The sequence below is a fragment of the Nocardia coffeae genome, from assembly GCF_019890715.1.
GTDB classification, from domain to species: Bacteria; Actinomycetota; Actinomycetes; order Mycobacteriales; family Mycobacteriaceae; genus Nocardia; species Nocardia jiangxiensis.
Genome location: NZ_JAINZY010000001.1, coordinates 156,584 through 181,735, shown reverse-complemented (window position 1 = coordinate 181,735; position 25,152 = coordinate 156,584). Strand labels below are relative to the sequence as shown.

Below are 25,152 nucleotides of genomic sequence, written 5' to 3'. Positions count from 1 at the left end.
GGCGAGGTCATCGCGCACCCACCAGATTCTCGGTGGCGGCGGGTGCGTAACGCTCCAGTAGTGCCAGTACCTCGGCCTCGGCCGATTCGTCGAGCAGGTCGCGTTCGCTCATCCAGGCGTCGTCGAAAACCGTGTCCAGGTATTTCTCGCCGCCATCGCACACGATGGTGACCACTGTGGAGCCCGGCGGGAACTCCTCGAGCCGGGCCAGCGCGGCATGCACCGAACCGCCCGCCGAACCGCCGATCATCAGCCCGAGCTTGCGCGCGACGGCGCGTGCGGTAGCGAAGGCGGCCACGTCGGACACCTTCACACCCTCGTCCAGCAGCGAATAGTCCACCGCGGTGCCGATCGTCGCGCCCGGCGGGGTGCCGGTGCCGGACTGCCAGTAGGGGCCACCCGGACCGCCGAAGGCGATCGACCCCTCCGGCTCCACGCCGATCACCCGCGCGGGGCGGCCCAGCTCGCGCAGTCGCCGCGCGGTGCCGAACAGCGACCCGCCGGTGCCGACCGCCGACAGCAGGATGTCGACCCGCTCCAGATCGCTCAGCAACTCATCAGCAACTGCGTAGTAACCCAGGGCGTTGGCGTCGTTGTTGTGCTGTTCGGTGAAGTACGCGTCGGGCCGGGCAGCGGCCATCTCCTCGGCGAGGTCCTCCCTTGCCGAGGTCGCGAGAGTGTCGTCGTCGCCGTCGTCGGCGACGTAGACGAGTTCGGTTCCCATGGCTTGCATAGCGCGCAATTTGTCCTTGCAGGCGTGGTGGTCGACGACCGCGGTGAAACGGTATCCGCGTTCGGCGGCCACCACGGCCAATCCGAGTCCGGTATTTCCCGATGTGGACTCGATAATATGCCCGCCATCACTCAGCAAACCCCGACGCTCCGCATCGAGCACCATTTCGCGGGCCATCCGGATCTTGGCCGCGCCGGTCGGGTTGAACTGCTCGAGCTTGAGTAACAGCCGGGTACCGGTCGTCGTTGCCGCCAGTTCGAACAGCGGTGTGTTGCCGATCAGGTCCGTCACACGCGTGACGAGCGGCATTCGGGTCTCCTCGGTCCAGGGTGCGGTGAAATTACGGTGAGATGGGGTGTGCCGGGCGTTCATCGAGCGTCGAGCGTCCAGCGGAACCGTCCGTCGGAAGTGTCGTACAGCGCCACTTTCGGCGGGATGGGCAGCTGGTGGAACGCCGACTCGTTCGAATCCATCTGGTAGCCGGCGGTATTCGGGTAGACGAGCAGATCGCCGAGCTCGGCGGCTCGGGGCAGCGGTATGCGCCGCCAGCTGAGCATGTCCGATTCCAGGCAGGTGGCCGCGCCGACGCTGACCGCTGTCGGGACGCCCGGCCGATCGGGCCACAGCGTCGGATCGGGCAGATATTCGCTGTCGAACCACTGCTCGGACAGGCTCAGACTGGTTCCGTCGACCGTGAGCAGCTGATACGAATCATCGTGCGCGGAGCGAATTTTCGCTCCCTGCACGCGGAATACGGTGCTGCCCGCCCGATCGAGCAGAGCGCGTCCGGGCTCGATGGCCAGACGGATCTCGTTCTCGCGCAGGCGCTGTGCGAGATTCCCGTGCCGCAGGATCGCGGCGAGCATGTCCGGGCCGGGACAAGCGGCGTGATACGGGTAGTAGGAGTCGAATCGTTTGCCGGCGTGGAATCGCCGCGGGTCCGAGTCGGCGAGGAAATCCTGCCAGGTCCGTTCGCTCAGATAGTCCACCGCGAATCCGCCGCCGATGGAGATGGTCCCCGCACGATGGCCCTGCTCGCGGGCGCTGCGGCACCGTTCGATCAGGGTGACGGCCAGCTCCGCGCGCGCGATCGGATCGTAACCGGACAGGTGAAAGCTGAAGCCCTCCACCGTGATCGGCCCGAGATCGGTGCGCCGCAACGCCGTGTCGAGTTCGGCCTCGGTCATCCCGAAGCGGCTGGTCGACCCCGGTGGCAGCATCCGCAGCAGTACCCGGGCGGGCAGGCCCGCGCGCGCGAGCCCGTCCAACTCGTCCGGCGCGTCGAGGGCGATGAGCGCACCGTGCCGGGTGGCCAGCCACAGCAGCTCCGGCGACTTCGCCGGGCCGGTCACCATCAAATCCTCGCCCCGAATGCCCTGCGTCAGTGCGGAACTCAGCTCGCCGATACTCGAGACATCCACTCCCGCACCGTGTTCGGCGCATGCGCGGACCACACAGGCGGCCTTGTTGGCCTTCTTGCCGTAGAAGATCGCACCGTCCACGCCGGCCTGTGCGAACGCCGCCCGAAAGCCGTCGACATTGTCGCCGACCCGTTCGGGGTACATCACGTGGAAAGGCCCACCGACGGCGAATGCGATGTCCTGCAGCAGATCCGGATCCGCCAGCAGACGCAGTTCCCATTCGTCGCGATGGGCGGGCATCGCCGGAGCGACGATGCTCAATCCCACAGGGCCACCTCCGTACCGCGCCCGTCGGCGATCGCCCGCTCGGCGAGGGCGTGCGCGACCGCGATATCGGTGAGCACCAGACCGCTGTTGTAGACGAAGATGTGCTGGTCGTCGCTGGTGCGGCCGTCGACGCGACGGCTCAGGATCTGCGGCAGCTCGGCATCGACGCCGCGCAGCCGCCCGTCCGGGCCCGCCATATCGGTTCCGGTGAGCGACATCTGCTGAGCGCTGGTCGCGATCACGCGATCGGCGTCCACCAGCGTCGAAGGAGCCAGGCCGTAACCGACCAGCACCACCGTGGAACCCGGTGCCAGATCGGTGGATTCGACGGCGACCGAGGTGCCCGGCCCCGCGGTGGCCAGCACCACGTCGGCGGTGCGGGCGGCCTCGCGCGGATCGGCAACGTCCTTCAGTTCCAGCTGCGGATTGTGGGCGGCGAGGTACTCGTGCACCGCCTTCAGACCCTCCGGATGAGTGCCGTAGAGCATCAGCTTGTCCAGTTGCGGATTCGCGGCGAGCAGGTGCGGCAACGCATTTCGCCCCTGGGTGCCGGTGCCGATGAGCAGTACGCTGCGCGCGCCCGGACGGATCGTCTCCCGAACCAGCAGCGAGGACACCGCCGGCGTGCGCAACGCGCCCACCCGGGCACAGTCCATCATCGCGATCGGCATACCGGTGGCGTCGTCGTACAGGGTGATGGTGGTGTAGTAGCGCTTGGTGCTGCGGTCGTGACTGGGATCGAATTTGTACGAGGTCTTCATCGCGACCACACGACGTCGCCCGTCCCGGCCCAGCATGGCGTACGCCACCGACCAGCCGTCCGGATGCGCCACGCTGAGCTTGCGTGGATTGTCCGACTCCTGCGCTGCCAGAGCCAGATACGCCTCCTCGACCACGCGCACCACGGCGACGGGGGTGATCGGGACGTCTGCTAGGTCGCTGCGGCTGAGCACACGCAGCGGTGTGGTTCGGGTACTCACGGCAATCCTCGGTTCACTGGTCGGGTGCGGCCTCTGTCTGCCCGCGGCCTGGTGCGCCACGGGTGCCGGTCCTCCCGCCGAACGGGGTGACCGTACGTTGTCCATAGCCATTTTCCGCCGACTCGGCGGCCGGGCGGTCGCGCGACAGGCGCACGTTCACCCGTTTGAGCCAGCGATCGGTGCCGTCGTAGCGCGGGGTGAACGGTACCCGGCCGTGCACCACGACGTCGTTGTCGACCAGCAGCAGCTCACCCGGATCCAGAACGGCTGTGTGACAGACCCTTTCGAGTTCCGCGCCGAGATGGTCGTAGGCGCTGCGGAATTCGTCGTCGGCGTCGTCGAGCGGGGTGTAGGCGGGGTCGTAACGCAGCGTGGGACGTGACTCGTCGCCGCCGACCGTGGCGATCGGCGCGGCCGGACAACTGTGAAAGTCGGTGCCGTAGGACACATCCGGCAGGATCGGCAGGCGCGGATGACCGAGCAGGTGGCGCTGCGCTTCGTTCAGGCGCACCTGGCGGACCGAGGACACCGTCGTGCCCACCCTGTCCGGATTGCGCAGGCAGCCCAGCATGAGCAGATGCGCCCGCTGGGGGTGGAACGCGTCCTCGGTGTGCGGGCACAGCAGCGTGGTGCTGCTCGCGCCGGACTGCTCGTGTTCGTGACCGGGCGAGGGGAGGATGTTGTTGACCAGTCGTCCGCTCTGCTGTCCCTGCCAGCCGAAGGGCTCGCCCGCGCTGCGGGCCAGCAGCAGCATGGTGACGTCCAGCCGGAACGATGCCCGGCCGCGTGCGGGATCCCCACTCCAGGCCGCGGCCTCGCGCCAATCCCGCGGAGTCGGGCCGAGATCGTCGTCGAGCAGCGGTAATCCGGTGAGCACGGCCGCTCCGGCGCGGGTCGCGGGCGGGCGCACGGCGTTGCGCACGGATTCGGGTAACTCGGCGGCGCGCGCGTCGACGAGGTCGATCAGTCGCGGATCGGCGAGGGTGCGACACGCCTGCTCGGACACGCCCGGCATCGCCCGAAATGTGATCGCGATCTCAGTCGCCGCGGTGTGCACGGCGTGCGCCGCGGACGCGGTGAGCGTGCGGCGTTCGATCTGCTCGTCGGGGGAACGATGGGGTGCGGTGTCGACGGGGTGGTGCGGGTTACGTTCGCAAAGAACGTGATTCACCAGGGAATCCCTTCTGCGAGGCATGGTGAAGCATCGGGAGGACCACTCGTCTGCGAAGGTAGTCGCTTCAACCTTATTAAGCAAGCCTTACCTAATAAGTGTGGAGTTAAGATAGCCAACCCACATCGCGACAAACAGTGAACACCGTAGCGGATCTGCGCCCGGATCAACGCATCTGGATGATGGTGGAGTGTGTGGTGCGAGGACCGGTGGTCGCGTCGTTGCAGCTGCTCGCGTCGGCGTGTTCGCCCTCGTCGCGGCGGTTCTCGTGCTGTCCGGGTGCGGAATGGGCGAACACCTCCCGCCGATTCCGGAGGGAATTCCGCCCGGGCCCGGCGCGGCGGTTCCGGCGATCGATCTCGACGCGCCCGGCCGCACCGCCGCGCAGTTGCACGGCTGGGCCGCCGATCGATCCGATGCGCTGAACATCCCCGTGATCGCCCTGGAGGCATACGGTTACGCCGCTGCCGTGCTGGCCCGTTCGCGACCGGACTGTGGAATCGGCTGGACCACGCTGGCCGGGATCGCGAATGTGGAGAGTCGGCACGGCAGTCACGGCGGCGCGCACATCGAGTCCGACGGCCGGGTCACCCCGCCGATCCGCGGCATCCCGCTGGACGGATCACCCGGCGTGGCAAAGATTCTCGACGACGAAGCCACCGCCCGCACGGGCAGCTCGGTATACGCCCGCGCGATGGGCCCGTTCCAGTTCCTGCCCGAGACCTGGCATCGCTGGGGCGTGGATGCCAACGGCGACGGCACAGCCGATCCGGACAGCATCGACGACGCGGCCCTGACCGCCGCCCGCTATCTGTGCGTGAGCGGCGGCAACCTGGCCACCGCCGCAGGTTGGCAGAAGGCCTTGCTCACCTACAACCAATCCACCGCATACATGGCCGAAGTCCGTCGCGACGCCGCGGCGTACAGCATCGGCAGACACCCATAATCTCGCTGTATTTTTGGCCTCCGCTTCGCTGCGGTGGGTTTTCGGCGCTGTAAGGCTCGTCGCTGCGCCCTCGAGACTCGGCCTTCGGCCATGCGCTTCGAGGGCGCAGCGACGAGCCCGCGCCGAAAACCTTGTTGTTGGCCTTGTTGAGCCTTTCGCTTCGCGGGCGATTTCGAGCGGGATAGAGACGTTTCGCCGCTGAGCACGCGGGATGTGGCTGGGTTGGCTCGGTCTCTCGAGTGGGAGCGGTGCTCGCCTGTCGCGCCGGATGCGTGGATCCGCACGCGTTGTGGTGGGCTGCTGGGGGTGCTTGTGCAGGTAAGCGGTGCTGGTGGGTATGGGGTTCGGGTGGGCGTCGATTGCCTGGGCTAGGCTCGCTGTCGCACGGGATTGCCGTGCGACCTGCTCATGAACGGCGGTGAGCAGGACCGTCGTTGCTGCCGAAGGAGTGTCGTTTTCGTGGCCATCATCGAACAGGTCGGAGCTCGCGAGATCCTGGATTCGCGCGGAAACCCCACCGTCGAGGTCGAGATCGCTCTCGACGACGGCACGCTCACCCGCGCTGCCGTGCCCTCCGGTGCATCCACCGGTGAGCACGAGGCGGTGGAGCTGCGCGACGGGGGTGAGCGGTACGGCGGCAAGGGTGTGCACAAGGCCGTCGAGGGTGTCCTCGACGAGATCGCCCCGGCCGTGATCGGCCTGGACGCGGTCGAGCAGCGCACCGTCGACCAGGTCCTGCTGGATCTGGACGGCACCCCGGACAAGTCCCGCCTGGGCGCGAACGCGCTGCTGGGCGTCTCGCTCGCGGTGGCCCGCGGCGCAGCGGAGTCCTCGGGCCTGGAGCTTTTCCGTTACCTGGGCGGCCCCAACGCCCACGTGCTGCCGGTGCCGATGATGAACATCCTCAATGGCGGTGCCCACGCCGACACCAGTGTCGACGTGCAGGAGTTCATGATCGCCCCGATCGGCGCGCCCACCTTCCGGGAGGCGCTGCGGTGGGGTGCGGAGGTCTACCACGCGCTCAAGGCCGAGCTGAAGGCCAAGGGCCTGTCCACCGGTCTGGGCGACGAGGGCGGTTTCGCCCCCGACCTGGCCGGCGGCACCCGTGAGGCGCTGGATCTGATCGCCGCCGCGATCGGCAAGGCCGGATACAAGGTCGGCAGCGAGGTCGCGCTGGCCCTGGACGTCGCGGCCACCGAGTTCTACACCGCCGGAACCGGCTACTCCTTCGAGGGTTCGGTGCGCACCGCCGAGGAGATGACGGCCTTCTACAACGAGCTGCTCACGGCGTACCCGCTGGTCTCCATCGAGGACCCGCTGTCCGAGGACGACTGGGCGGGCTGGGTCTCGCTGACCGACGAGATCGGCGACAAGATCCAGATCGTTGGCGACGACCTGTTCGTCACCAACCCCGAGCGCCTCGAGGACGGCATCGCCAAGGGTGCGGCGAATGCGTTGCTGGTCAAGGTGAATCAGATCGGCACGCTGACCGAGACCCTGGACGCGGTCGACCTGGCCCACCGCAACGGCTACAAGACGATGATGAGCCACCGTTCGGGCGAGACCGAGGACACCACCATCGCGGATCTGGCCGTCGCGGTCGGCAGCGGTCAGATCAAGACCGGCGCCCCGGCCCGCAGCGAGCGCGTCGCCAAGTACAACCAGCTGCTGCGCATCGAGGACGCGCTGGGCGATTCGGCCCGCTACTCCGGGGACGTTGCGTTCCCGCGCTTTGCCGTCGAGGGATAGTACCGTCGGAGTCGTTGTGGCGGCGGAGGTGTGAGAGATGACCGAACGGCGGGCGCGCGGCACCAGTCCGGGCGGACGTGGTGTCCGCCGCTCGTCGCGGTCGGCCCATACCCGCCCGGAACGGACCGTCTCCACGCCTCCGGCCCGCACGGCCGCGGGTAAGCGGGCCGCGCAGCGCAGGACCTCGGGTTCGAGGTCCGAATCCGGTCTCGCCGCGCAGAATTCGTCCCGTCGCACCGCTGCCCGCAAGGCGAAGGACAAGCGTGAGCACCGGTTCCTCGGGCTGTCGACCGGACGTGCGGTGCTGCTGGCGGCGGTGCTCTGTGCGCTGGCGCTGACCTTGGCGGTGCCGATGCGCACCTATCTGAGCCAGCGCGCCGAGGCGACCCAGCTGGCCCAGCAGCGCCACGACCTCGAGGACAACGTGGCCCGCCTGCGCGATCGCCGTGCCCAGCAACAGGATCCCGCGTACATCAAGTCCGAGGCGCGCGAGCGGCTGCGGCTGGTGATGCCGGGGGACACCGCGTACGTCGTGCAGGTTCCCGGTATCGAACAACCCGCGGTGCCCACTCCCACCGCCGCACCCCGCAAACCCGATCCCTGGTACACCGAGCTGTGGCGCAGTATGAACAACCCGCAACCGGTTCCGGCGGCCGCGCCGCAGACCGGCACGCCGCCACCCTCGACCCCGGAAGGACACCCCCGGTGACCGACACTTCACCCAGCGACGACGATCTCGAGATCGTCGCCCGGCAGCTGGGCCGTTCGCCGCGCGGCGTCCTCGCCATCGCCTATCGCACTCCGGACGGGCAGCCCGCGGTGGTGAAGACCGCACCCCGGCTGCCCGACGGAACCCCGTTCCCGACCCTGTACTACCTGACCGATCCGCGCCTGACCGCCGAGGCCAGCCGTCAGGAGGCCGAGGGCCTGATGCGCGGGATGAGCGAGCGGATCGCGACCGATCCAGCCCTGGCAGCCGCCTATCGTCGCGCGCACGAGAGCTATCTGGCCGAGCGTGACGCGATCGAATCGCTGGACACCGATTTCAGCGGCGGCGGCATGCCCGAGCGGGTCAAATGCCTGCATGTGCTGATCGCGCACGCCCTGGCCAAGGGGCCGGGGGTGAACCCGTTCGGCGACGAGGCGGTCGCGCTGGCCGCCGAGGGTCGGCTGCGCGGCACCGCGATCCCGGCCGATTGGCCGAAATACGAGCAGTACCAGGCGGATTCGACAGGAGGCTCGAATGGCGACGAATGACCGGGTGGGTGCGGTCGACTGCGGCACCAATTCGATCCGATTGCTGATCGCCGACGTGGCTGCCGGATCGGATCGCCCGCGGCTGACCGATCTGCATCGGGAGATGCGCATCGTGCGGCTGGGTCAGGGCGTGGACGCCACCGGCGAGCTGAATCCGGAGGCGATCGAACGCACCCGCGTCGCCCTGCACGATTACGTGGATCTCATGCGTGACGCCGGGGTCTCCACGGTCCGCATGGTCGCCACCTCCGCCACCCGCGACGCCCGCAATCGCGACGACTTCTTCGCCATGACCGCAACGGAATTGGGGCGTGTGGTTCCGGGCGCGCAGGCCGAGGTGATCACCGGAGACGAGGAGGCCCGCTTGTCCTTCGCCGGTGCGGTCGGTGAATTGTCCAGTGCAGAAGGGCCTTTCGTGGTCGTCGATCTGGGTGGCGGATCCACCGAGGTCGTCCTCGGCGATGCCCGGGGTGTGCAGGCGGCCTACTCGGCCGATATCGGCTGTGTGCGCCTGACCGAACGTCATCTGCACGGCAACCCGCCGACCCCCGAAGAGGTCGTCTCCGCGCGGTTCTTCGCCGAGCAGCGGCTGGCTCAGGCATTCGGCGTGGTGCCGGTGGAACGCGCCCGCACCTGGGTCGGCGTCGCCGGAACCATGACCACGATCGCTGCGGTCGCCCTCGACCTGCCCGAATACGATTCGGAGAAGGTGCATCTCACTCGGTTGAGCCTCGATGAGCTCCGGACGGTCTGCCATCGGCTGATCGGCATGAATCACGACGAGCGCGCGGCGCTGGGGCCGATGCATCCCGGCCGGGTCGATGTGATCGGTGGCGGTGCGGTGATCGCCGAGGTGCTGGCGGACGATCTGGCGCGCCGGGCGGGGATCAGTGAGCTGATCGTCAGCGAGCACGACATTCTCGACGGCATCGCGTTGTCGCTGGTCTGAACCGGGCGCGGCCGCGGTTCCGGTCCGCGCGCTGGAGCCGGGCGAACTGCCTTCCGGGTGCCGCCGGGATAGGTCGACGGTTCCCGCCGAGTACGTGCTGTACATTTCCCAGCCGCGCCTCAGCCGAAGTGACCAGCCAGTAGAAAATGGTTGGTGCCTGGCGGTTCGGTGATCTGTGAGCGTTCACATACGGCCATTTCGAGGGTGCAGAATGTTCAATCATCCACCCTGATGGTTGCCTTCCTGCGAGCAGAATGCTCATAGTCTGATCATCCTGCTCGTAAATATCGTCACAGACCCGACGAACTGACTACTCTTCCTTCGGCGGCGAACCGGCAACCGGTTCGCATCATGCACCACAACCGCCATGCTGGTTGCTGGGAAATTGCGTGTCATGGAAAGGTCGAATGCATGACGGAGGTGGACCACCAACCTGAACGGGCAGCCGAACGCACCGTGTTCGGACATCCGATCGGTTTGGTGAATCTGTTCGGGGTCGAGCTGTGGGAACGGTTCTCGTTCTACGGCATGGTCACGATCCTGGGGTACTACCTGTACTACTCGCTCACCGAGGGCGGGTTGGGGCTGGAGAAGACCACCGCGACCGGCATCGTCGGCGCGTACGGCGGCGTGGTGTACATGTCCACCGTGCTGGGCGGCTGGCTGGCCGACCGGGTGCTGGGGATGGAGCGCACGGTTTTCTACGGCGGTCTGGTGGTCATGGCCGGGCATATCGCGCTGGCCGTACTGCCCGGCCTGGCCGGAGTGGGCGCGGGTCTGGCTCTGGTCGCACTCGGTAGCGGTGCGCTGAAGGCGAATGCGTCCTCGCTGCTGGGCACCCTGTACGAGAAGGGCGACCCCCGCTGCGACGGCGGATTCACGCTGTTCTATCTCGGCGTCAATCTCGGTGCGTTCATCGGCCCGCTGATCACCGGTGTCCTGCAGACCGATCTGGGATTCCACTACGGTTTCGGCGCGGCGGCGATCGGTATGGCGCTGGGGTTGATCCAGTACGTGGTGTTCCGGCGCAACCTGGGCACGCACGGACGTATCGTCCCGAACCCGTTGCCGCGCAATCAGATTCCGATGGTGATCGGATTCGTCGCCGTGGTCGTCGTGGTGGTCGCGATCGCGGGGACGACCGGACTGGTGCGGCTGTCCGATATCGCGTGGTGGATCACCGGCGTCATCGCCGTCGCATCGATCGTCTACTTCTATCTGATGCTGCGGAGCCCGAAGGTCACGCCGCTCGAGCGGGTTCGGGTGCGCGCGTTCATTCCGCTGTTCATCGCGAACGCCGTCTTCTGGTCGTTGTTCCAGCAGATCTTCACCGTGCTCGCGGTGTACTCCGACGAGCGGATGAACTGGTCGGTCTTCGGCTGGATCGCGCCGTCGAACTGGATCGGCTCGGAGGAGCCGGTCTGGGTGATCGCGCTGTCACCGCTGTTCGCGCTCATGTGGACGCGGCTGGGCAACCGGGCGCCGACCACGCCGCGCAAATTCGCCTACGGCGTGATCGGGATGGGCGTGGCGTTCATGCTTTTCGTGCTGCTGTCCGGATTCGAGGGTAAGACGGTGCCCGCGCTGCTGGTCTTCTTCATCCTCGGCGCCTTCGCGGTCTCGGAGCTGATGCTCTCCCCGATCGGCCTGTCGGTGACGACCCAACTCGCGCCCGAGGCGTTCCGCGCGCAGATGATGGCGCTGTACTTCTTCTCCGTCGGCATCGGCACATCCATGTCCGGCGTGTTGGCCGACTACTACAGTCCCCATCACGAGGTCGCCTACTTCGGCATCATCGGCCTGGTCACGATCGTCGTCGGCATCGTCGTCTACTTCCTGGCCCCCCGCATCAGCCGCCTGATGGAAGGAGTTCACTAACTCATACCGCCGAACCTACGCAGAATTCCGAGACGGACGTACGACTTCGGTACGCTAACCGGGTCGCCCCCGTAGCCCAATTGGCAGAGGCAGCGGACTTAAAATCCGCCCAGTGTCGGTTCGAGCCCGACCGGGGGCACCGCGACACCGCAGGTAGATCGGGGTTATCGGACTCTTCGCGACCGGTTTCGGCCGGTCCGGAGCTGGTCCGTGGACCGTCCGCAGCGGGTGTGGTTCCCAGTGTCGGCCGCGTGGCGCGTCGGTAGTATCCGTTGGGTGTCCACGGAATTCAGCGACTTCGCACTGGTGCTGAAATTCCTTGCTGCGTCGGTGCTGTTGGTCCTGCTCCCGGTGGCTGTCGGTAGTAGCGCGCAGGCGGTTGTGGCGATGGCGGTCGCGGTGCTCGCGGTGGCGATCGTCGCGCTGATCGGGGCGGCGACGGAATCGGCGGCGGGCAGGGCACCGGTCGATCGGCGCGATGATGTTGTCGGCTGCGCTGCGTGCAGGCAGAGCGATCCTGATGCGGCCGGTCACGTTCGAGCACGAGCCCCGGGACGGACGGTCCGGTCCGCATAGATCTCTCTCTGGGAGCCAAGCGCTTCGGAGGGGTGGCGACCGGGATTCACTTCCGTCCTTGTCCCGTACATCTGCTTGTGGGCGTCGACGCCGCTACAGCAGATGCATTGTCTCCTGGGGTATTTCATGTCTCTTTCGATCAAATCCGCCCGCCTCCGATCCGTGCGCCGACTGCGAAGCGGGATCTCACGCGCCGGTGGACGCCTACTTCCGGCCTACTACTCGACACTGCAAGCGATGTCGTCCGCCGCACTCTGGGGCGGCGCACTGCTGCTGGTAGCCGTCCCCTTCACCGAACTCGTCGTCGGCCTGGATGTCATGACCACGGTCGCGCTGATCGCACCTGAATGGGCTCTACTGCTGGCATTCGTGCTTGCTGCCATCCACCTCTACCGCCGGACCCGCCGGAAGTACGACTGATCGGCATCCGTGGATACCCGCCGCGGCGGCAACCAGCGGTTCGCGGCGGGCGCGGGTTCGTGTGATGCGCTCTGTCCGGCGGTAATCCACGACATGGCCGAGCTACTGCCGGCACACCAACGATCCGTAATCTTGCTGGAATGACTGCCTGCGGATCGTGAACGACGCTGTCACAGGGCCAGATCGATGGATTCGGCCAGTTCGGGGTCGTGCAGGTCGGCGCCGTCGGCCATGGCCCGCTGGTAAGCGATCAGGCCCGCGGCGTCGTTGTCGGTGCTGGTGCTGCCATGTTTCCAGTAGGCGCGGGCGAGTAGGTCGGTGCGGTCGACGTGCCAGGTGGACAGGGCGTGGGCGCGGAGGGTGCGGACCGGGGTGGCTTCCGCGGCGATCCAGTGCAGTATCGGCGGCGTGTCGTCCGATCGAGCATCACCGGTGAGGGCCGATTGCGGCACAACGATTTTGAAGGCGTCCGCCGGGTGTGGATCCCGATGTTCCGCCGGCTCTGATCGGCCGAACAATCGTACGGTTCGGACATCTCGGGCAACGAGCATCGCGCGCCGAGAATTGCCGGACGTCCGGAACGGACGTCCGGCGACCGGTTCCGACCTGCGTGTTCGCACCGCAAGCCGGGCCATTCGATTGCCGCTGCGGTGATCGCCGTGTGAGATTACGTGCGTGAGACGCCGACAATGAAAAATTCGAGTCGGCGCACCGGAGGGAAATATGGCGACCGAATTCGATCTCGATGTCGTTGTGCAATCCAGCGGGAATTGCATGTCCACGAATTACAGCACGTTCGCGATGTGCTCGGCGGTGTCCTGCCCGAACGGGCCGAGCTGTCTGCTGTGTGAGCAGCGGAGATGACGAGCTCGGACTTCCGGGTGCGAGCTCCCGGAGCCGTCGGACGCTGCAACATCACCGTGCTCGGCAATCAATCGGTCAACGGACATCGATCCGTGTCGACCAGAACACTCGAATTCGTGCTCGCCATTGCGCTGGCCGGTGGCGAGCGCAGGCAGTCGTCGCTGCTGCGCGATCTGTTCGCGGACTGCGCGTCGAAGTCGGCCATTCCGACTCTGGCCTATCGCGCACGAAAATTGGGAATAGCCACCGAATTCATTCCGATGCGGGCGAGTTATCGGATGCGCACGCCGGTGGTCATCGATGCGGTCGAATTACTCGACGCACTGCGGTCCGGTGACGTCCGCACGGCTCTGTGGCTCTACAGCGGCCCATGTCTGGCGAACAGTCGATCGCCGTTGGCGATCGAGACCCGCGAGCTGATCGACACCCGCCTGACCCGGGCGGTGCTGGCGACCGGCGACCGGGCGTTCATCGAGTTCGCGGCGACCAAGCTCGACGCGGTCGACCTGCGGTCGGGGCGGTAGCCGCCGATGCGCGTATCTCTGGTACTTCCGAACGCGCCCGCGGTTCCGGAGCAGGCCGAACAGCCGGCCCGGCTGGTGTCGGAATCGCCTCTGCTGGAACGGCTCTGGCAAGGCCAGTCCTACGGTGTGGACACCGCGACGACCTTCGCTCATCTGGCCGGGCGCGGAATCCGGCCCGCGCTGGGAACCGGCGTCATGCTCACGACACTGCAGCATCCGGTGCGGGCGGCGTTGGAGGCCCGCTCGCTGGCGGTGATCAGCGGGCAGCCGGTGATGTACTGCGTCGGGCCGGGAAGCCGCAACGTGCAGCGTCTGTTGCGCGGCTCGCCCGACCGCACGCCCGTCGCGAGTACGCGGCGCTACCTGGACGATATGCGGTCGACTCTGGTGGCGGCCGGGGCGGGCGATCACGCTCGCGACACCGAATCGCCTCTGCTGTACGTCATTCCGACGCCGGAGGTTCGAATCGGTGTGGGGGTCCTGCGTCCGGCGATGGCGGAAGTCGCCGGATCGTCTGCCGATGTGGCGATGAGCTGGATCGGTACACCCGAATACCTTCGCGACCAACTGATTCCGCCGATGGAGTCGGCCGCGGAGCGGGCGACCCGGCCGCGACCGCATCTGGTCGCCGCCGTGCATGTCGCGGTGGCGCGGCGCGGCCGTGATGCCCGGCGGCTCGCGCAGATCGGAATCGGCGGTCACCTGGCGCTGGCACATTACGCGGCGACCGCTCGGCGCTGCGGTGCCGCGGTGGAACCGGGAAATGACTCGGCAACCGCTGCGGCCGCGCTGAGTTCCGGGCTGTTCGTCTACGGCTCGGCGACGGAGATCGTCGAGCGAATGCGCGCGTACGCCCGGTGCGGAATCGATGAAATCGCCTTGCACATCGCAGCGGTGGCGACCTGTCACGGTGTCGACGAGGCATTGAACGACGTACGAGAAATCCTGTCGGAGTGGAGTATTGCCGATGTCGGCTGATGAACGACCCGTGCCGGAATCGCTCGGCGAACTCGCCGCGCTGCGGTGCTCGATCGGCGCGGTGGACCGGTATCCGGATTTCCCCGCGGAGTGGGGAGATACGAAGGCGATCGGGGAATTGTGGTCGGACGCGACGTTGCGCGAGGCGGTTCTGCTGGCCAGTCCGGTGCTCGCGGCCCAGACCGTGCGGGTCCTCGAATCGGGGGAGTCGGGAACCGCGCTGAAGAAGCGTCGGCGAATTCACAAGGGACTGCTCAAATATGCGCTGCGCCTGAGCTCACGCTGCACTCCCTTCGGCACATTCGCCGGTATGACGATGCTGCCGCTGGGGGATCGGGAGCCGGTCCTCGCGACCGAACACCGCCGGTTGGTCTTCGCGTCCCGGACGCTGGGACGACGTCTGGCCGAGAGCGTTCGGGGCGGTCCTTCGGTCGGCCTCGTCGCCAATCCCGCTGTACTGGAACGCGGTGGCCGCTATGTCGTCGCGGTGATGCGCGGCAGTGCCTCGGCCCACGATGTCGCCTCGGTGCGAGCGACCGGACCGGTGACCCTGGCCCGGCAGTTCGCCGCCACGCCGCGCCCGCGCCGTGACGTCGAGGATCGGATCGCGGCGCGGTATCCGGACGTTCCGCGAGAAACCGTGGAAAACCTGGTCACCCAACTGATCGACGCCGAGGTTCTGCTCAGCACCGTGGACGCCTCGTTCTTCGATGTCGACGTCCTGGACCGCCTCCCCGACAGCGCGCGGGTGACCGAGATCCGCGAGGCCATCGGCCGCTACGCGAGCGCCCCGCCCGCGCAGACCACCGATGCGCTGCGCACTGTGCTCGACCTGTGCGGATCCGAGGGCGATATTCAGCAGGATCTGCGGGTGGACGTGGAACTTGCCGTGCAGGGCGAGATTCCGGCCCGGTGCGCCGAGGACGCCGCGAAAGCCGCGCGAGTCCTGGCCCGGACCGCGCTGTTCGGGAGCCGGGACATCACACTGAACGAGTTCTGCGAGGAGTTCCAGGAACGGTACGGCTATACCCTGGTGCCGCTCATGCGGGTCGTGGACGAGGAACTCGGGATCGGATTCCCGCGCGCCTACGACGATCCCGGCAGTGTGCCCCGGCGCATCCCGACTCCCGACGAGCGCACACAGCGCGAGCTGCGCGGCCGTCTGTTGGACCGGGCGCGACGCGCCGGCGCCGATACCGTCGTCATCACCGACGCCGATCTGCGTGAGCTGCCCGAACCCGACCGGCTCGCCTCCGGATACGACATCTTCCTTCGGCTGCACCGGGATTCGGCCGGACCGACCTCGACCGTGGTCGGGGCGAATTTCCCCGGCGGAACCGCCGTCGGCCGGTTCACTTCCGGAATCGCCGGGGCGGACGCGCACGCTCGGCGGTGTGCCGCCTGGGAGAGTCGATGGTGGGCGCAGAACGGGTCCGGAGTCGTGGCGGACATCGATTACGCGTGCAGTCGAGACGGCGTGAACGAGGTCGCCGCCACCGGACGATTCTTCCCCACGACCCTGGTGGTGAATGCCGATCCCACTGGGAGCGTGGGCAATACGCTTCGTCTGGCGGACGTGCACCTCGGGCTGGTCGGTGATCGGGTGCGGCTGTTCCTGGCGGACGGCACTCCGTTGCGCTGCCAGCAGCTGAACATGGTGGCGGTGGAGACCAGCGCCAAGGTGGTCCGGTTGCTGCGGGACATCTCCAACGACGGCATCGTCCGGCCGTACTGGGGGTGGGGGGATCTGGAGGACACCCTGCACTACTTCCCCGAGGTTCGTCACGGCGGCGTCGTCATCGCCGAACGCCGCTGGCGGTGCCCGGAATCGGTTCGTGCCGAGAGAGATTCGGTGGCGGCCTGGTTGTCGGATTCCGGTGTGGGCCGGTACGTCCTGGTCGGCGAGATGGACAACCGGCTGCACCTGGACACCCGCCACGGATTGCACCTGGATCTGCTCGTGGAGGAGATTGCCAAGGGCCACCGCTGGATTCACGATGCACCCGATCCGGACGGCCTGGGTGTGGTCCGTGACGACGCGCGGCGGCGGCACGCGACGGAGGTCGTCGTCACCGTGCCGAGCGCGACGAAGGCGATGAAACCGCAACGGGCCGTGCAGTATCCGACATTCGACACTCGCTCCGACCCCGAGCGCCTGCTCGCCCCGGGCGGCGAATGGAGCTATGTCACCGTCCGGGTGGCACCCACGCTGAACGATCGGGTTCTGGCGGACTTCCGCGCGGCGGTTCCTGAATTGGACGGGCAGTGGTACTTCGTCAGGTACCGGGAGAACGCCGCCGGGCAACTCCGGCTGCGGATACATCGGCCGCTGTCCGAAGTGGATCGCGCGCTCGCATGGTTGACCGACGCCCGGCTCTCGGGCGCGATCGGCGAGTTCTGTCTGCCGATCCACCACCGTGAACTGGAACGATACGGCGGCGTCGCCAGCCTGCCGAGCTACGAGCAGTTGTTCTGCCGCGAGACCGGCGTGATCCTGCCGATGCTGCCGGTCATGGGTGAGCCGTCATCCGGCGAACGAGCGGGGATCCGCGACGGCATCGAACGGGCCGCGGGAATCCTGTCCGGCTGGCTGACCGGTATCGCGTGCGACGAGGAGATGCTCTGCACCACAGTCGATCTCGCCGTCGCCGGATATCTCGACGAACTCGCCGAGGCGGCCCATCGCATCAAGAAGGATCTGCGTGGGCGAACCGTCGTCCGCGATGCGGCGAGCGCGCGGATGGAATCCACGGTGCGCGAATTCTGGGCCGCGCCGCCGGTCGGTGCGGTCCGCACACCGGAGATCGTGCAGAGCGCCGGTCATCTGATGTGCAACCGGCTCGGCCTGACGCGTGCCGAGGAGTTCGCGGCGATGTGGCTGATCAACAACGAAATCACGACGAAGGGATGGCGCAACGATGCCGGGCGATAGATCGGCGACGAGGGTGGACGGCCCGGCCGAACGGCTCGCGGTGGAGCAGGGCTGGGAACTGCTCGAGCTGTTCCGGTGCGAAGCCGAGCGAGCCAGGACCATGTCGTTCCCCTACGGATTCGATCCCGAACTCGACATCAGCTGGCAGCCCCTCGGCATCGGGCACGGCGATCTCGGTATGGCCCTGGTGTATTCGGCCGCCGATCAGCTGGATCCGGACGGCGGCTGGGATCACAGCGCCATGGATCACGTGCGCGCCGCGGCGGAGAGCTTTCCGGACACTCCGATGGCCGGTGTCGGATTGTTCTCGGGCACGAGCGCTCTGGCCTTCTGTCTGCGCGCGCTGTCCCGCGAGGGGGAGCGCTACGCTCGCGCGATCGTCGACGTCGAGGCGATGCTGGCGACGCGACTGCGGCGCGAGCTCCAACGCGTCGATCCGCATGCCGGTGTGTCGACCGATTTCTACGACGTGATCGTCGGGCTGTGCGGGGCCGTGACGTACGTGATGACCACGGCCGCAAGGGAAACCGAGCTGGGCGAGTCGGCCGTGCAGGCGATCGGCACTCTGGCGGCCCTGTCGCTGGTGGATTTCCCTGGTGGACTGTGGACCCCGCCGGAGAAGGTCGGCGAACTGGAGGGGCGGTTGCGGCCCGAATTGTGGGCCGGATACTTGAACTGCGGGTTCGCGCACGGCATCGCGGGAGTGCTCAATCTGCTGGGGCAGGCGTGCGACCGTGGAATCGGTGGTGACATCGTCGCGGAGGCCACTGATCGCCTCGCGGATCTGCTGGTCGAGGTCTCCACGACGCGGTCGGGCCTGGACGTCCCGGCGAACGTGCCGCTGCAGCGTTTTCGGGAGGGCGAGGGCGAATCCGGCACTGCGCGTACCCGATACGCCTGGTGCTACGGCAACCTCGGCGCCGCCCTGCCGTTCCACAACAGCCGTCACCTCGCGGCCCGCCACCCCGACGTGCTGACCCGTCTGCTGGACACCTCCGGCCGGACCGCGGACGATATGGGCCTGGACAATCCGACCCTGTGCCACGGCACGGCCGGGAAGCTGGTGCTGGAGCGGGCGATGCTCGGTGCGGATACGGTGCCGGACAACGTCGCCGGACTGCTCGCGCAACGCAATCCCGAGCGGGTGTTCGGTTTCGACAACATCCAATCCAGCTGTCCGACTTTGGATTCGCCTGGTCTGCTGGACGGGTCCGGCGGCGCCGCCGTGGCGCTGGTATCGCTGGCGGCGCCACCCGACGCGTTGCACGCGGTGCGCATGTTCACCGGGCGGTGGCCGTCATGAGCCCGCTGGTCGAGATCCGCGGCGCCGACGTGGTGTTCGCGGGCGGCGTCCGGGTCCTGCGGGACGTGTCCTCGAGGTTCGAGGCGGGGGACTGTGTATCGGTTCTGGGCCGCAACGGTTCCGGGAAGACGACACTGCTGCGCCTGATCACCGGAAATATCCTGCCCGCCGCCGGAAGTGTGCTAGTCGCGGATTTCACCACCGAGCGGCATCGTCGGCAGATCGCCGAATTGATCGGGGTCAGTATGTATTCCGAGCGCGCCTTCTACTACCGGCTGACCGTGGACCAGAATCTGCGCTATTTCCAGTCGCTGCGGAATCGGTTCGGCGCCAACGCCTCCCGCGAACGCGCGAACCTGATCGAACGGGTCGGGCTGACCGCTCACACCCGGGCGAAATTCATGGAACTGTCGCTGGGACAACGCAAGCGACTCGGCCTGGCACGGGCGTTGATCGGAGATCCTCCGGTGGTCGTGCTGGACGAGCCGTTCGCCAATCTGGACGACGAGGGAACGGCCGTCGTCGTGGACGCCCTGGAACAGCGTCGCCTGGACGGGCTGACCACCGTGTTCACCACGCACGAGATGGCCGATGTGCGTGGCGTGGTCAACAAGGTGGTCACCCTCGCCGACGGCGTCGCCGAGATCACGGTTCCGGGGATCGCGGACGGAGCGGACCGCAAACCGGTGCGCACCGTGACGGTCGTCGGATCGCGCAAGCTGCACTTCGACCCGACCACGCTGTCGGCTCGCTTCGCCACGGCCGTCGACGGGCGAAAACTCGCGATCGAGGTGCCGACGGAGATGAAGATGTCCGAGGTGGTCGGTCTCGTGGAAGCGACCGGCATGGCGGTGGAACAGGTGGTCGATACACCGTGGTTGCGGTAGTTCGGGACGGGAATATGAATCGGCACAACTGGTTTCGGCAATACGGCGTCTATCTGCTCCGGCTGTACTGGGAACGGCGCACCTATCGCACGGCCATGGTGCTCGGCGCGGTGACCAGTGTCGTCGGGCTGGCGCAGTTCGCCTTCATGGGCACGTTCCTACAGCACGGCAACACTTTTCCGGAGATAACCCGATACGGCGGGAATATCGTCTCGTACTTCCTGTCCGGCACCGTGTTCACCGGATTCGTCGCGGTGGCCCTGCACGGCTTCAGCCGATACGTGCAGGAGGAGCAGATGACCGGAACCCTGGAATCGGTGGCGGATTCGCCGCCGGGAATCACCCGGATGATGATCTTCTCCGCCGTCACCGGCTGCCTGGCCACCACCATCGGATCGGCCGTGATGATGGGCTTGTTCGAGGTGCTCCTGGGATTTCGCCTCGATGTGAACGTCGGCGGGGTGATCGTGAGCCTGCTGCTGACCCTGGTCGCGCTCGGCGGATTCGGCATGGCCGGTTGCGGCACCGTCCTGGTCACCAAGCGCGGTGATCCGGTGACCTGGTTCGTGGTGACGACGATGACGCTGCTGTCCGGGGTGCTCTACCCGGTGGACGCACTGCCCGGCTGGATGCGTGCGGTGGCCCATTTCCTGCCCACCACGACGGCCCTGGATCTGCTTCGGGCCGCACTGCTCGGCGGCGCGAGCATCCGCAGCATCCTCACCGCGGCAGTGCCATTGGCGCTGTGGGCATGTCTGAGCGTGCCCGCCGGGGCGCTGCTGCTGCGCTGGGGTCTGCGCACGAGTCGGCGACGAGGCTCACTCGGCCAGTACTGACGCTATCCTTTCGGTCGAGCACTGCTGGTCACCGGACGGGACGTCCGGACGAGCCGTACAGGGGGCGGAGTGAGTCCGATCAACGTCGCGGTAGTGGACGATCAACCCCTGGTGGCCTCGGCCTTCGAGATGCTGCTGGCGGACGAGCCGGATTTCCGCGTCCTGCCCGGCGGGCGGACCGGGCGCGACGCGGTGCGGCTGTGCCGCACCGAGCCGGTCGACGTGCTGCTGCTGGACATCCGCATGCCGGAGATGGACGGCGTCACCGCGACCCGGGAGATCACCCGCGCGGGCCCGCGCCCGCGGGTGATCGTGCTGACCACGTTCAACGTCGATGCCTACGTGGTGGACGCGGTCGCGGCGGGTGCTGCCGGATTCCTGCTCAAGGATTGCGAACCGGCCGAACTGCTAGCGGCGATTCGCGCGGTGCACGCGGGCGGTGCGGTGATCTCCCCGACGGCCACCACCCACCTGTTCGACGCGTACCGGCGCGGCCAGACCGCGCCCGAGCAGCCGCCCGCGGGACCGGACACCGGGACGCATCAGGCCCTGGTCCGGCTGAGCCCGCGTGAGCTCGACGTGCTCGGCCTGATCGGTACCGGGCACACGAACTCCGAGATCGCCGATCAGCTCTGCATCGCGGAGACGACGGTCAAGACCCATGTGCGCAATCTGCTCACCAAGCTCGGATGCCGGGATCGGGTCGCGCTGGTGGTGCTCGCGCACGCGGCGGGGCTGGTGCGCTGAGGGCTCATCCCGTGGGAGGAGCCCGCCGCCGGATTCGTCCCGCCGGAGGAAGCGGCGAATGTCCCTGTGCGCCGACACTTTTCGGGTGATAGTCGATATGCAGCAGATACGCAAGAAATTCGGTCGGACGCAGGCCCTGAGCGACATCACCCTGTCGGTCGCACCCGGGACCGTGTACGGACTCCTGGGGCCGAACGGGGCGGGAAAGTCCACGACGCTGTCCATCCTGCTGGGGTTGCTGCGACCCGACGGTGGGACGCTGCGGTTGTTCGGCCGGGAGTGGAGCCGCCAGGCCCTGGCCGGAATCGGCGCCTCGGTGAACGGACCCAGCTTCTACGGGCATCTGTCGGCCCGTGGGAATCTGCGGGTGCACGCGCATCTGGTCGGCGTCGGTGATCGGGAGATCGATCGCGCTCTGGAGTTGGTGGATCTCACCACGGTCGCGGACCGGCGGGCCGGAGGGTATTCCACCGGTATGAAGACCCGGCTGGCGACCGCGATCGCACTGCTGGGCGATCCGCCTCTGGTGGTGCTAGACGAACCGCAGAACGGCCTGGACCCCGCGGGTATCCGGCAGATGCGCGAGCTGATGCGGTCCATCGCGGCCCAGGGCCGCACGGTGTTGTTCAGCAGCCACGTGCTCTCGGAGGTCGCGGCGACGGCCGACCACATCGGCTGTATCGTGGCCGGGCGCACCGTCTTCCAGGGCACGCTGGCCGAATTCGCGCCCACCGGGAACATCGAGAATTCGTACTTCGAGCTGTGTGGGGTGCGGGCATGAATCCGATGGGTGTCCTGGTTCCCGGATTCTCCGAGACGCTGCGGTCGCAGGCCCGAATCTGGTGTCGCGCACCGCTACTCGTGCTGCCGGTGGCCGCGGTGATCTACGTGGTGCTGGCCGTCGGACTGCAGATGGCCACCGGCACGACGACCTGGGCCGATTCGCTCAGCCATCTGAACATGTGGGTGGTCGCGGTGGGGCCGCTGTTCGTGGCCGTGCAGACCGGCACGATGGCCACGCTGGATCGTCGTGCCCGGTCCGGCGGCGTCGATTTTCGCGCCGTGCCGCCCGCGACGTTGCGCAACGCACGGCTGGTGGTGACCGCGACGTGGTGCCTGCTCGCGCACGCCGCGGTGGTCGTCGCGACCTGTGCGGCGGGCATCGCGGCGGCCCAGGTCGGCGTGGGGACGGCGGTGCTGGACGGTGCGCGGCTGCTGGTCGTGCTGTGGGTGTCCTACCTCGGTTACTGCGCGGTGCTGACCGTTGCGGGCGAGATCGCCGGTATGGCGGGATGTGTTGCGGCAGGGCTGGTCTTCAGCGCGCTGGGCACGCTGTATGCCGAGTCGCCGAGCTGGTATCTTGTCCCGCCGGCGTGGATCGTGCGCCCTGCCCTACCACTCATCGGCACGCATGCGAACGGCGTCGGCCTGGGCGGTGACCGGATAGCCCACGGCTGGGTGGCGGTGCTGCTCGGTGCGCTGGTCGCGGTGGCTGTACTGCTGCTCGCGCCCGGCGTTCGCAGCGTCGTCGAATCGGTGCGGTACCGGCTGCCCGGACGGCTCGCGCGGTCCGGCCGCGGTGGCCGAGATCGACTGCACAACAGCCCGATTCGCGCGCTGACGTTGATTCTGCGCAGTTCCTGGGTCGGCGCGCTGGTGGTGGGCGCCCTCGCGGCGGTCATCGTGACGCAGCAGCGGTACCAGCCCGGGGTGGCATACGAATTCTTCGCGCTGCTGGTGCTGCCGATGGGCTGTGCGGTCCTGCCGGCGATCTGGATTCCGCGCCTGCGCAACGGGTTCCGTGCCCTTGCCGTCCGGACCTACGATCCGCGCAAGCTGGTCGTCCGGCTGACGCTGATCCTGCTGTCCACCGAATCGGTCGTCTGCGTCGTCGTCGGAGCGGGTGCGATCCTCGCGGGTCAGCGTCTCGGACTCGCGGTGCAGTGCACCTTCGTCTCGGCGGTGATCGGGGCGATGCTGGTCATGCTGGGCGCGGCCGTCACCGCGGCGGCCGGACGATCGGCCGGACTGCTGGTGGGCGTCGTGGGAACGGTGTTCGGGTCGCTGGTCGGCGGCAGCGGCCTGGCCGGGCAGCTCGGACCGGTCGTCCCGTGGGCGTGGGCGGTGCTGCTGACCCCGGCTCGGGCGATCGTCACCATTCCGATCGCCGCCGTGGTCGCGATCGCCTGCGCACTGCTGGCCAATCGGGCATTCACCCGGCAGGTGGCCGGGATGTGAAGTGCGACAGGATATTCGGAGTCACCAGTGCTCGGCCGGTTCGGCGTCGCGGGCGCCGACCGGCAGCCGGGCGGCCAAGCGCACCCCGGACGCGGTGGCGGCCACGTCCAGTGTGCCGCCGACCGAGGCCATCCGCTCGCGCAGCCCGGCCAGGCCGCGACCCGCGTCCAGGTTGTGCGGGACGACGCCCACGTTCTCGACGATCGCCACGCACTCGCCGGATTCCAGCGTCACCGCCACCGTCATGGTGGCGGCGGGCCCGGCATGCTTGATGACGTTGGTGACCGCCTCGCGCACCACGCGCAGCACGGCCAGGCGGGTCGCAGCGGGCCAGGCCCGCTGCCATGCCGTGAGTGTCTCGTCGGAGGGCAGGTCGTCCCGGACGGTGATCCCCGCGGCGCGGGCCCGGCGCACGGTGTCCCGCAGGTCGGTGAAGGAATCCGCGGACGCCGTCCCGTCGTGACCGTCCCGCAGCAGGCCGACCAGATGCCGGACGTCGCCGAGGGCGTCCTTGGAGATGTCGGCGACCGTGCGCAGCACCTCGGCGGTCGATTCACCGCGACGCTCGGCGACCACGAGCCCCATGCTGGCCTGTGCCCGCACCGCGGCCAGGGTGTGGCCCAGCACATCGTGCAATTCGGCGGCGATGCGATTGCGTTCCCCGGTCCGGGCCGCCTCGAGTTCGCGATCGTGTGCGGTGCGCACCGCACGTCTGCGGCTGCCCCAGATGAACGCGGCCGACAGCACCACGATGTGGTAGGCCATCGACCATTTGTAGTTCTCCGTCCTGATGGCCGGACTGCCGAGACTCTCCACGATGCCGATCATCAGCCCGGCCGGACCCCACCACCAGGACTGCGCGTATTCGGTGACCGCCATCAACGAGATCGGGGCGAAGATCAGGATCGGCGGGACGCTCAGATAGATGGGCGACAACTGCGCCGTGAGCGCCATGCCGCCGAAGAGTGCACAGGTCAGCACGAATGCCGGGACGGGCCGGGTGCGTCGGATGAACACGGCCGGCGCCACGCCCGTGGCCAATACGGCAAGGCTGACGTACTCGATCGGATGCTCGTGCACCGTCAGGGCGACCAGCAGCCACGACACCGCTGCGAACAACAGCGCGATGATCCCCAGCACGATGTCTGCGCGAGGGATCGCGCGATACGCGGCGCCCATCGTCCCCCCGTTCCGATGACGAATTGTTGTCGCGGGAAATGATAAAGGCGGCCCACCTGTCGGGGGCCGCCTTCATCGGTCAGATCACTTGCTGATCGGGCACCCGCAGGTCGCCGTCTGCACGGGGCAGGTCTGCATCGCGCCGGTGACGCAGCCGGGAGTACACAGCGAGACGCTGGTGACCTGCTTGGCCGGGCCGTCCAGGCCGATCGAGCGAACCTGGAAGTCCAGATCGAAGTCCGACATTGTTTTCTCCCATCAATTGTTTTCGCGGAAGCGGTTTTTCGCTTCTACGACGAGCCTTCCAGCGCTCGTTC

General features: G+C 67.7%; 25 protein-coding genes and 1 tRNA gene. 19 read left to right on the top strand and 7 right to left on the bottom strand.

The window, feature by feature from the left end; genetic code table 11:
* Positions 1-7 precede the first annotated feature (7 nt).
* The 4 genes from K7711_RS00825 to K7711_RS00810 are packed head-to-tail and all read right to left on the bottom strand — an operon-like array spanning position 8 to position 4,572.
* On the bottom strand, positions 8-1,042 hold the full coding sequence (locus K7711_RS00825; RefSeq protein WP_222963957.1) for a PLP-dependent cysteine synthase family protein: 1,035 nt from the start codon (positions 1,040-1,042) through the stop codon (positions 8-10).
* 59 nt (positions 1,043-1,101) lie between these two features.
* Positions 1,102-2,421 carry a type III PLP-dependent enzyme domain-containing protein gene (locus K7711_RS00820; protein ID WP_308014380.1) on the bottom strand — a complete coding sequence of 440 codons (1,320 nt, stop codon included), beginning with the start codon at positions 2,419-2,421 and terminating at the stop codon, positions 1,102-1,104.
* Positions 2,412-3,374, bottom strand: a complete 963-nt coding sequence (locus K7711_RS00815; protein WP_222966512.1) for an ornithine cyclodeaminase family protein — start codon at positions 3,372-3,374, stop codon at positions 2,412-2,414. The genes K7711_RS00820 and K7711_RS00815 overlap by 10 nt, the downstream gene beginning before the upstream one ends.
* Before the next feature lie 40 nt (positions 3,375-3,414).
* Entirely contained in the window at positions 3,415-4,572 is a 1,158-nt protein-coding gene (locus K7711_RS00810; protein WP_308014379.1) for a TauD/TfdA family dioxygenase, read from the bottom strand.
* 190 nt (positions 4,573-4,762) lie between these two features.
* On the opposite strand from K7711_RS00810, the gene K7711_RS00805 reads away from it, so the two are divergent.
* The 9 genes from K7711_RS00805 to K7711_RS00765 all read left to right on the top strand — a co-directional run bounded on the left by K7711_RS00805 (position 4,763) and on the right by K7711_RS00765 (position 12,347).
* Positions 4,763-5,518: a lytic transglycosylase domain-containing protein gene (locus K7711_RS00805; protein WP_372460085.1), complete on the top strand. Its 756-nt coding sequence runs from the start codon at positions 4,763-4,765 to the stop codon at positions 5,516-5,518.
* Positions 5,519-5,977: 459 nt separating this feature from the next.
* Positions 5,978-7,267 carry a phosphopyruvate hydratase gene (gene eno, locus K7711_RS00800; protein ID WP_222963951.1) on the top strand — a complete coding sequence of 430 codons (1,290 nt, stop codon included), beginning with the start codon at positions 5,978-5,980 and terminating at the stop codon, positions 7,265-7,267.
* Positions 7,268-7,304: 37 nt separating this feature from the next.
* Positions 7,305-7,976: an FtsB family cell division protein gene (locus K7711_RS00795; RefSeq protein WP_222963949.1), complete on the top strand. Its 672-nt coding sequence runs from the start codon at positions 7,305-7,307 to the stop codon at positions 7,974-7,976.
* Positions 7,973-8,524 carry a DUF501 domain-containing protein gene (locus K7711_RS00790; protein WP_222963947.1) on the top strand — a complete coding sequence of 184 codons (552 nt, stop codon included), beginning with the start codon at positions 7,973-7,975 and terminating at the stop codon, positions 8,522-8,524. Before K7711_RS00795 ends, K7711_RS00790 begins: the two co-directional genes overlap by 4 nt.
* The gene (locus K7711_RS00785) at positions 8,511-9,473 is read left to right on the top strand and encodes a Ppx/GppA phosphatase family protein (protein ID WP_222963945.1); all 963 of its coding nucleotides are present in this window, start codon (positions 8,511-8,513) and stop codon (positions 9,471-9,473) included. The genes K7711_RS00790 and K7711_RS00785 overlap by 14 nt, the downstream gene beginning before the upstream one ends.
* A gap of 411 nt (positions 9,474-9,884) precedes the next feature.
* On the top strand, positions 9,885-11,351 hold the full coding sequence (locus tag K7711_RS00780; protein ID WP_222963943.1) for a peptide MFS transporter: 1,467 nt from the start codon (positions 9,885-9,887) through the stop codon (positions 11,349-11,351).
* Positions 11,352-11,416: 65 nt separating this feature from the next.
* Positions 11,417-11,490, top strand: a tRNA-Leu gene (locus K7711_RS00775).
* A gap of 137 nt (positions 11,491-11,627) precedes the next feature.
* Positions 11,628-11,927: a DUF6412 domain-containing protein gene (locus K7711_RS00770; RefSeq protein ID WP_222963941.1), complete on the top strand. Its 300-nt coding sequence runs from the start codon at positions 11,628-11,630 to the stop codon at positions 11,925-11,927.
* Positions 11,928-12,164: 237 nt separating this feature from the next.
* Positions 12,165-12,347, top strand: coding sequence for a hypothetical protein (locus tag K7711_RS00765; protein WP_222963939.1), 183 nt, complete (start codon positions 12,165-12,167; stop codon positions 12,345-12,347).
* Positions 12,348-12,517: 170 nt separating this feature from the next.
* Here the strand turns inward: K7711_RS00765 and K7711_RS00760 are convergent, their stop codons facing one another.
* The gene (locus K7711_RS00760; RefSeq protein WP_222963936.1) at positions 12,518-12,799 is read right to left on the bottom strand and encodes an SIP domain-containing protein; all 282 of its coding nucleotides are present in this window, start codon (positions 12,797-12,799) and stop codon (positions 12,518-12,520) included.
* Between the two features lie 271 nt (positions 12,800-13,070).
* On the opposite strand from K7711_RS00760, the gene K7711_RS49215 reads away from it, so the two are divergent.
* From K7711_RS49215 to K7711_RS00710, 10 genes are all read left to right on the top strand, one after another.
* A complete protein-coding gene (locus K7711_RS49215; RefSeq protein ID WP_222963934.1) occupies positions 13,071-13,211 on the top strand; it encodes an FDLD family class I lanthipeptide in 141 nt (46 codons plus the stop codon).
* Entirely contained in the window at positions 13,208-13,735 is a 528-nt protein-coding gene (locus tag K7711_RS00750) for a hypothetical protein (RefSeq protein WP_222963932.1), read from the top strand. Before K7711_RS49215 ends, K7711_RS00750 begins: the two co-directional genes overlap by 4 nt.
* Positions 13,736-13,741: 6 nt before the next feature.
* Positions 13,742-14,713 carry an LLM class flavin-dependent oxidoreductase gene (locus K7711_RS00745; protein ID WP_222963930.1) on the top strand — a complete coding sequence of 324 codons (972 nt, stop codon included), beginning with the start codon at positions 13,742-13,744 and terminating at the stop codon, positions 14,711-14,713.
* The gene (locus K7711_RS00740) at positions 14,703-17,645 is read left to right on the top strand and encodes a lantibiotic dehydratase (protein ID WP_222963928.1); all 2,943 of its coding nucleotides are present in this window, start codon (positions 14,703-14,705) and stop codon (positions 17,643-17,645) included. Before K7711_RS00745 ends, K7711_RS00740 begins: the two co-directional genes overlap by 11 nt.
* Complete coding sequence (locus K7711_RS00735) at positions 17,632-18,948, top strand: lanthionine synthetase LanC family protein (RefSeq protein ID WP_222963926.1); 1,317 nt, start codon at positions 17,632-17,634, stop codon at positions 18,946-18,948. Before K7711_RS00740 ends, K7711_RS00735 begins: the two co-directional genes overlap by 14 nt.
* Positions 18,945-19,835, top strand: coding sequence for an ATP-binding cassette domain-containing protein (locus K7711_RS00730; protein ID WP_222963924.1), 891 nt, complete (start codon positions 18,945-18,947; stop codon positions 19,833-19,835). Before K7711_RS00735 ends, K7711_RS00730 begins: the two co-directional genes overlap by 4 nt.
* A 14-nt stretch (positions 19,836-19,849) precedes the next feature.
* A complete protein-coding gene (locus K7711_RS00725; protein WP_222963922.1) occupies positions 19,850-20,671 on the top strand; it encodes an ABC transporter permease in 822 nt (273 codons plus the stop codon).
* 69 nt (positions 20,672-20,740) lie between these two features.
* Positions 20,741-21,418, top strand: a complete 678-nt coding sequence (locus K7711_RS00720; RefSeq protein ID WP_308014375.1) for a response regulator — start codon at positions 20,741-20,743, stop codon at positions 21,416-21,418.
* A gap of 85 nt (positions 21,419-21,503) precedes the next feature.
* Positions 21,504-22,199, top strand: a complete 696-nt coding sequence (locus K7711_RS00715) for an ABC transporter ATP-binding protein (protein WP_308014374.1) — start codon at positions 21,504-21,506, stop codon at positions 22,197-22,199.
* Complete coding sequence (locus K7711_RS00710; protein ID WP_222963920.1) at positions 22,196-23,656, top strand: ABC-2 family transporter permease; 1,461 nt, start codon at positions 22,196-22,198, stop codon at positions 23,654-23,656. The genes K7711_RS00715 and K7711_RS00710 overlap by 4 nt, the downstream gene beginning before the upstream one ends.
* Positions 23,657-23,677: 21 nt before the next feature.
* Here K7711_RS00710 and K7711_RS00705 read toward each other — a convergent pair whose 3' ends face one another.
* Positions 23,678-24,835: a sensor histidine kinase gene (locus tag K7711_RS00705; protein WP_222963918.1), complete on the bottom strand. Its 1,158-nt coding sequence runs from the start codon at positions 24,833-24,835 to the stop codon at positions 23,678-23,680.
* A gap of 84 nt (positions 24,836-24,919) precedes the next feature.
* A complete protein-coding gene (locus K7711_RS00700) occupies positions 24,920-25,081 on the bottom strand; it encodes a gallidermin/nisin family lantibiotic (RefSeq protein WP_083895979.1) in 162 nt (53 codons plus the stop codon).
* Between the last annotated feature and the right edge of the window lie 71 nt (positions 25,082-25,152).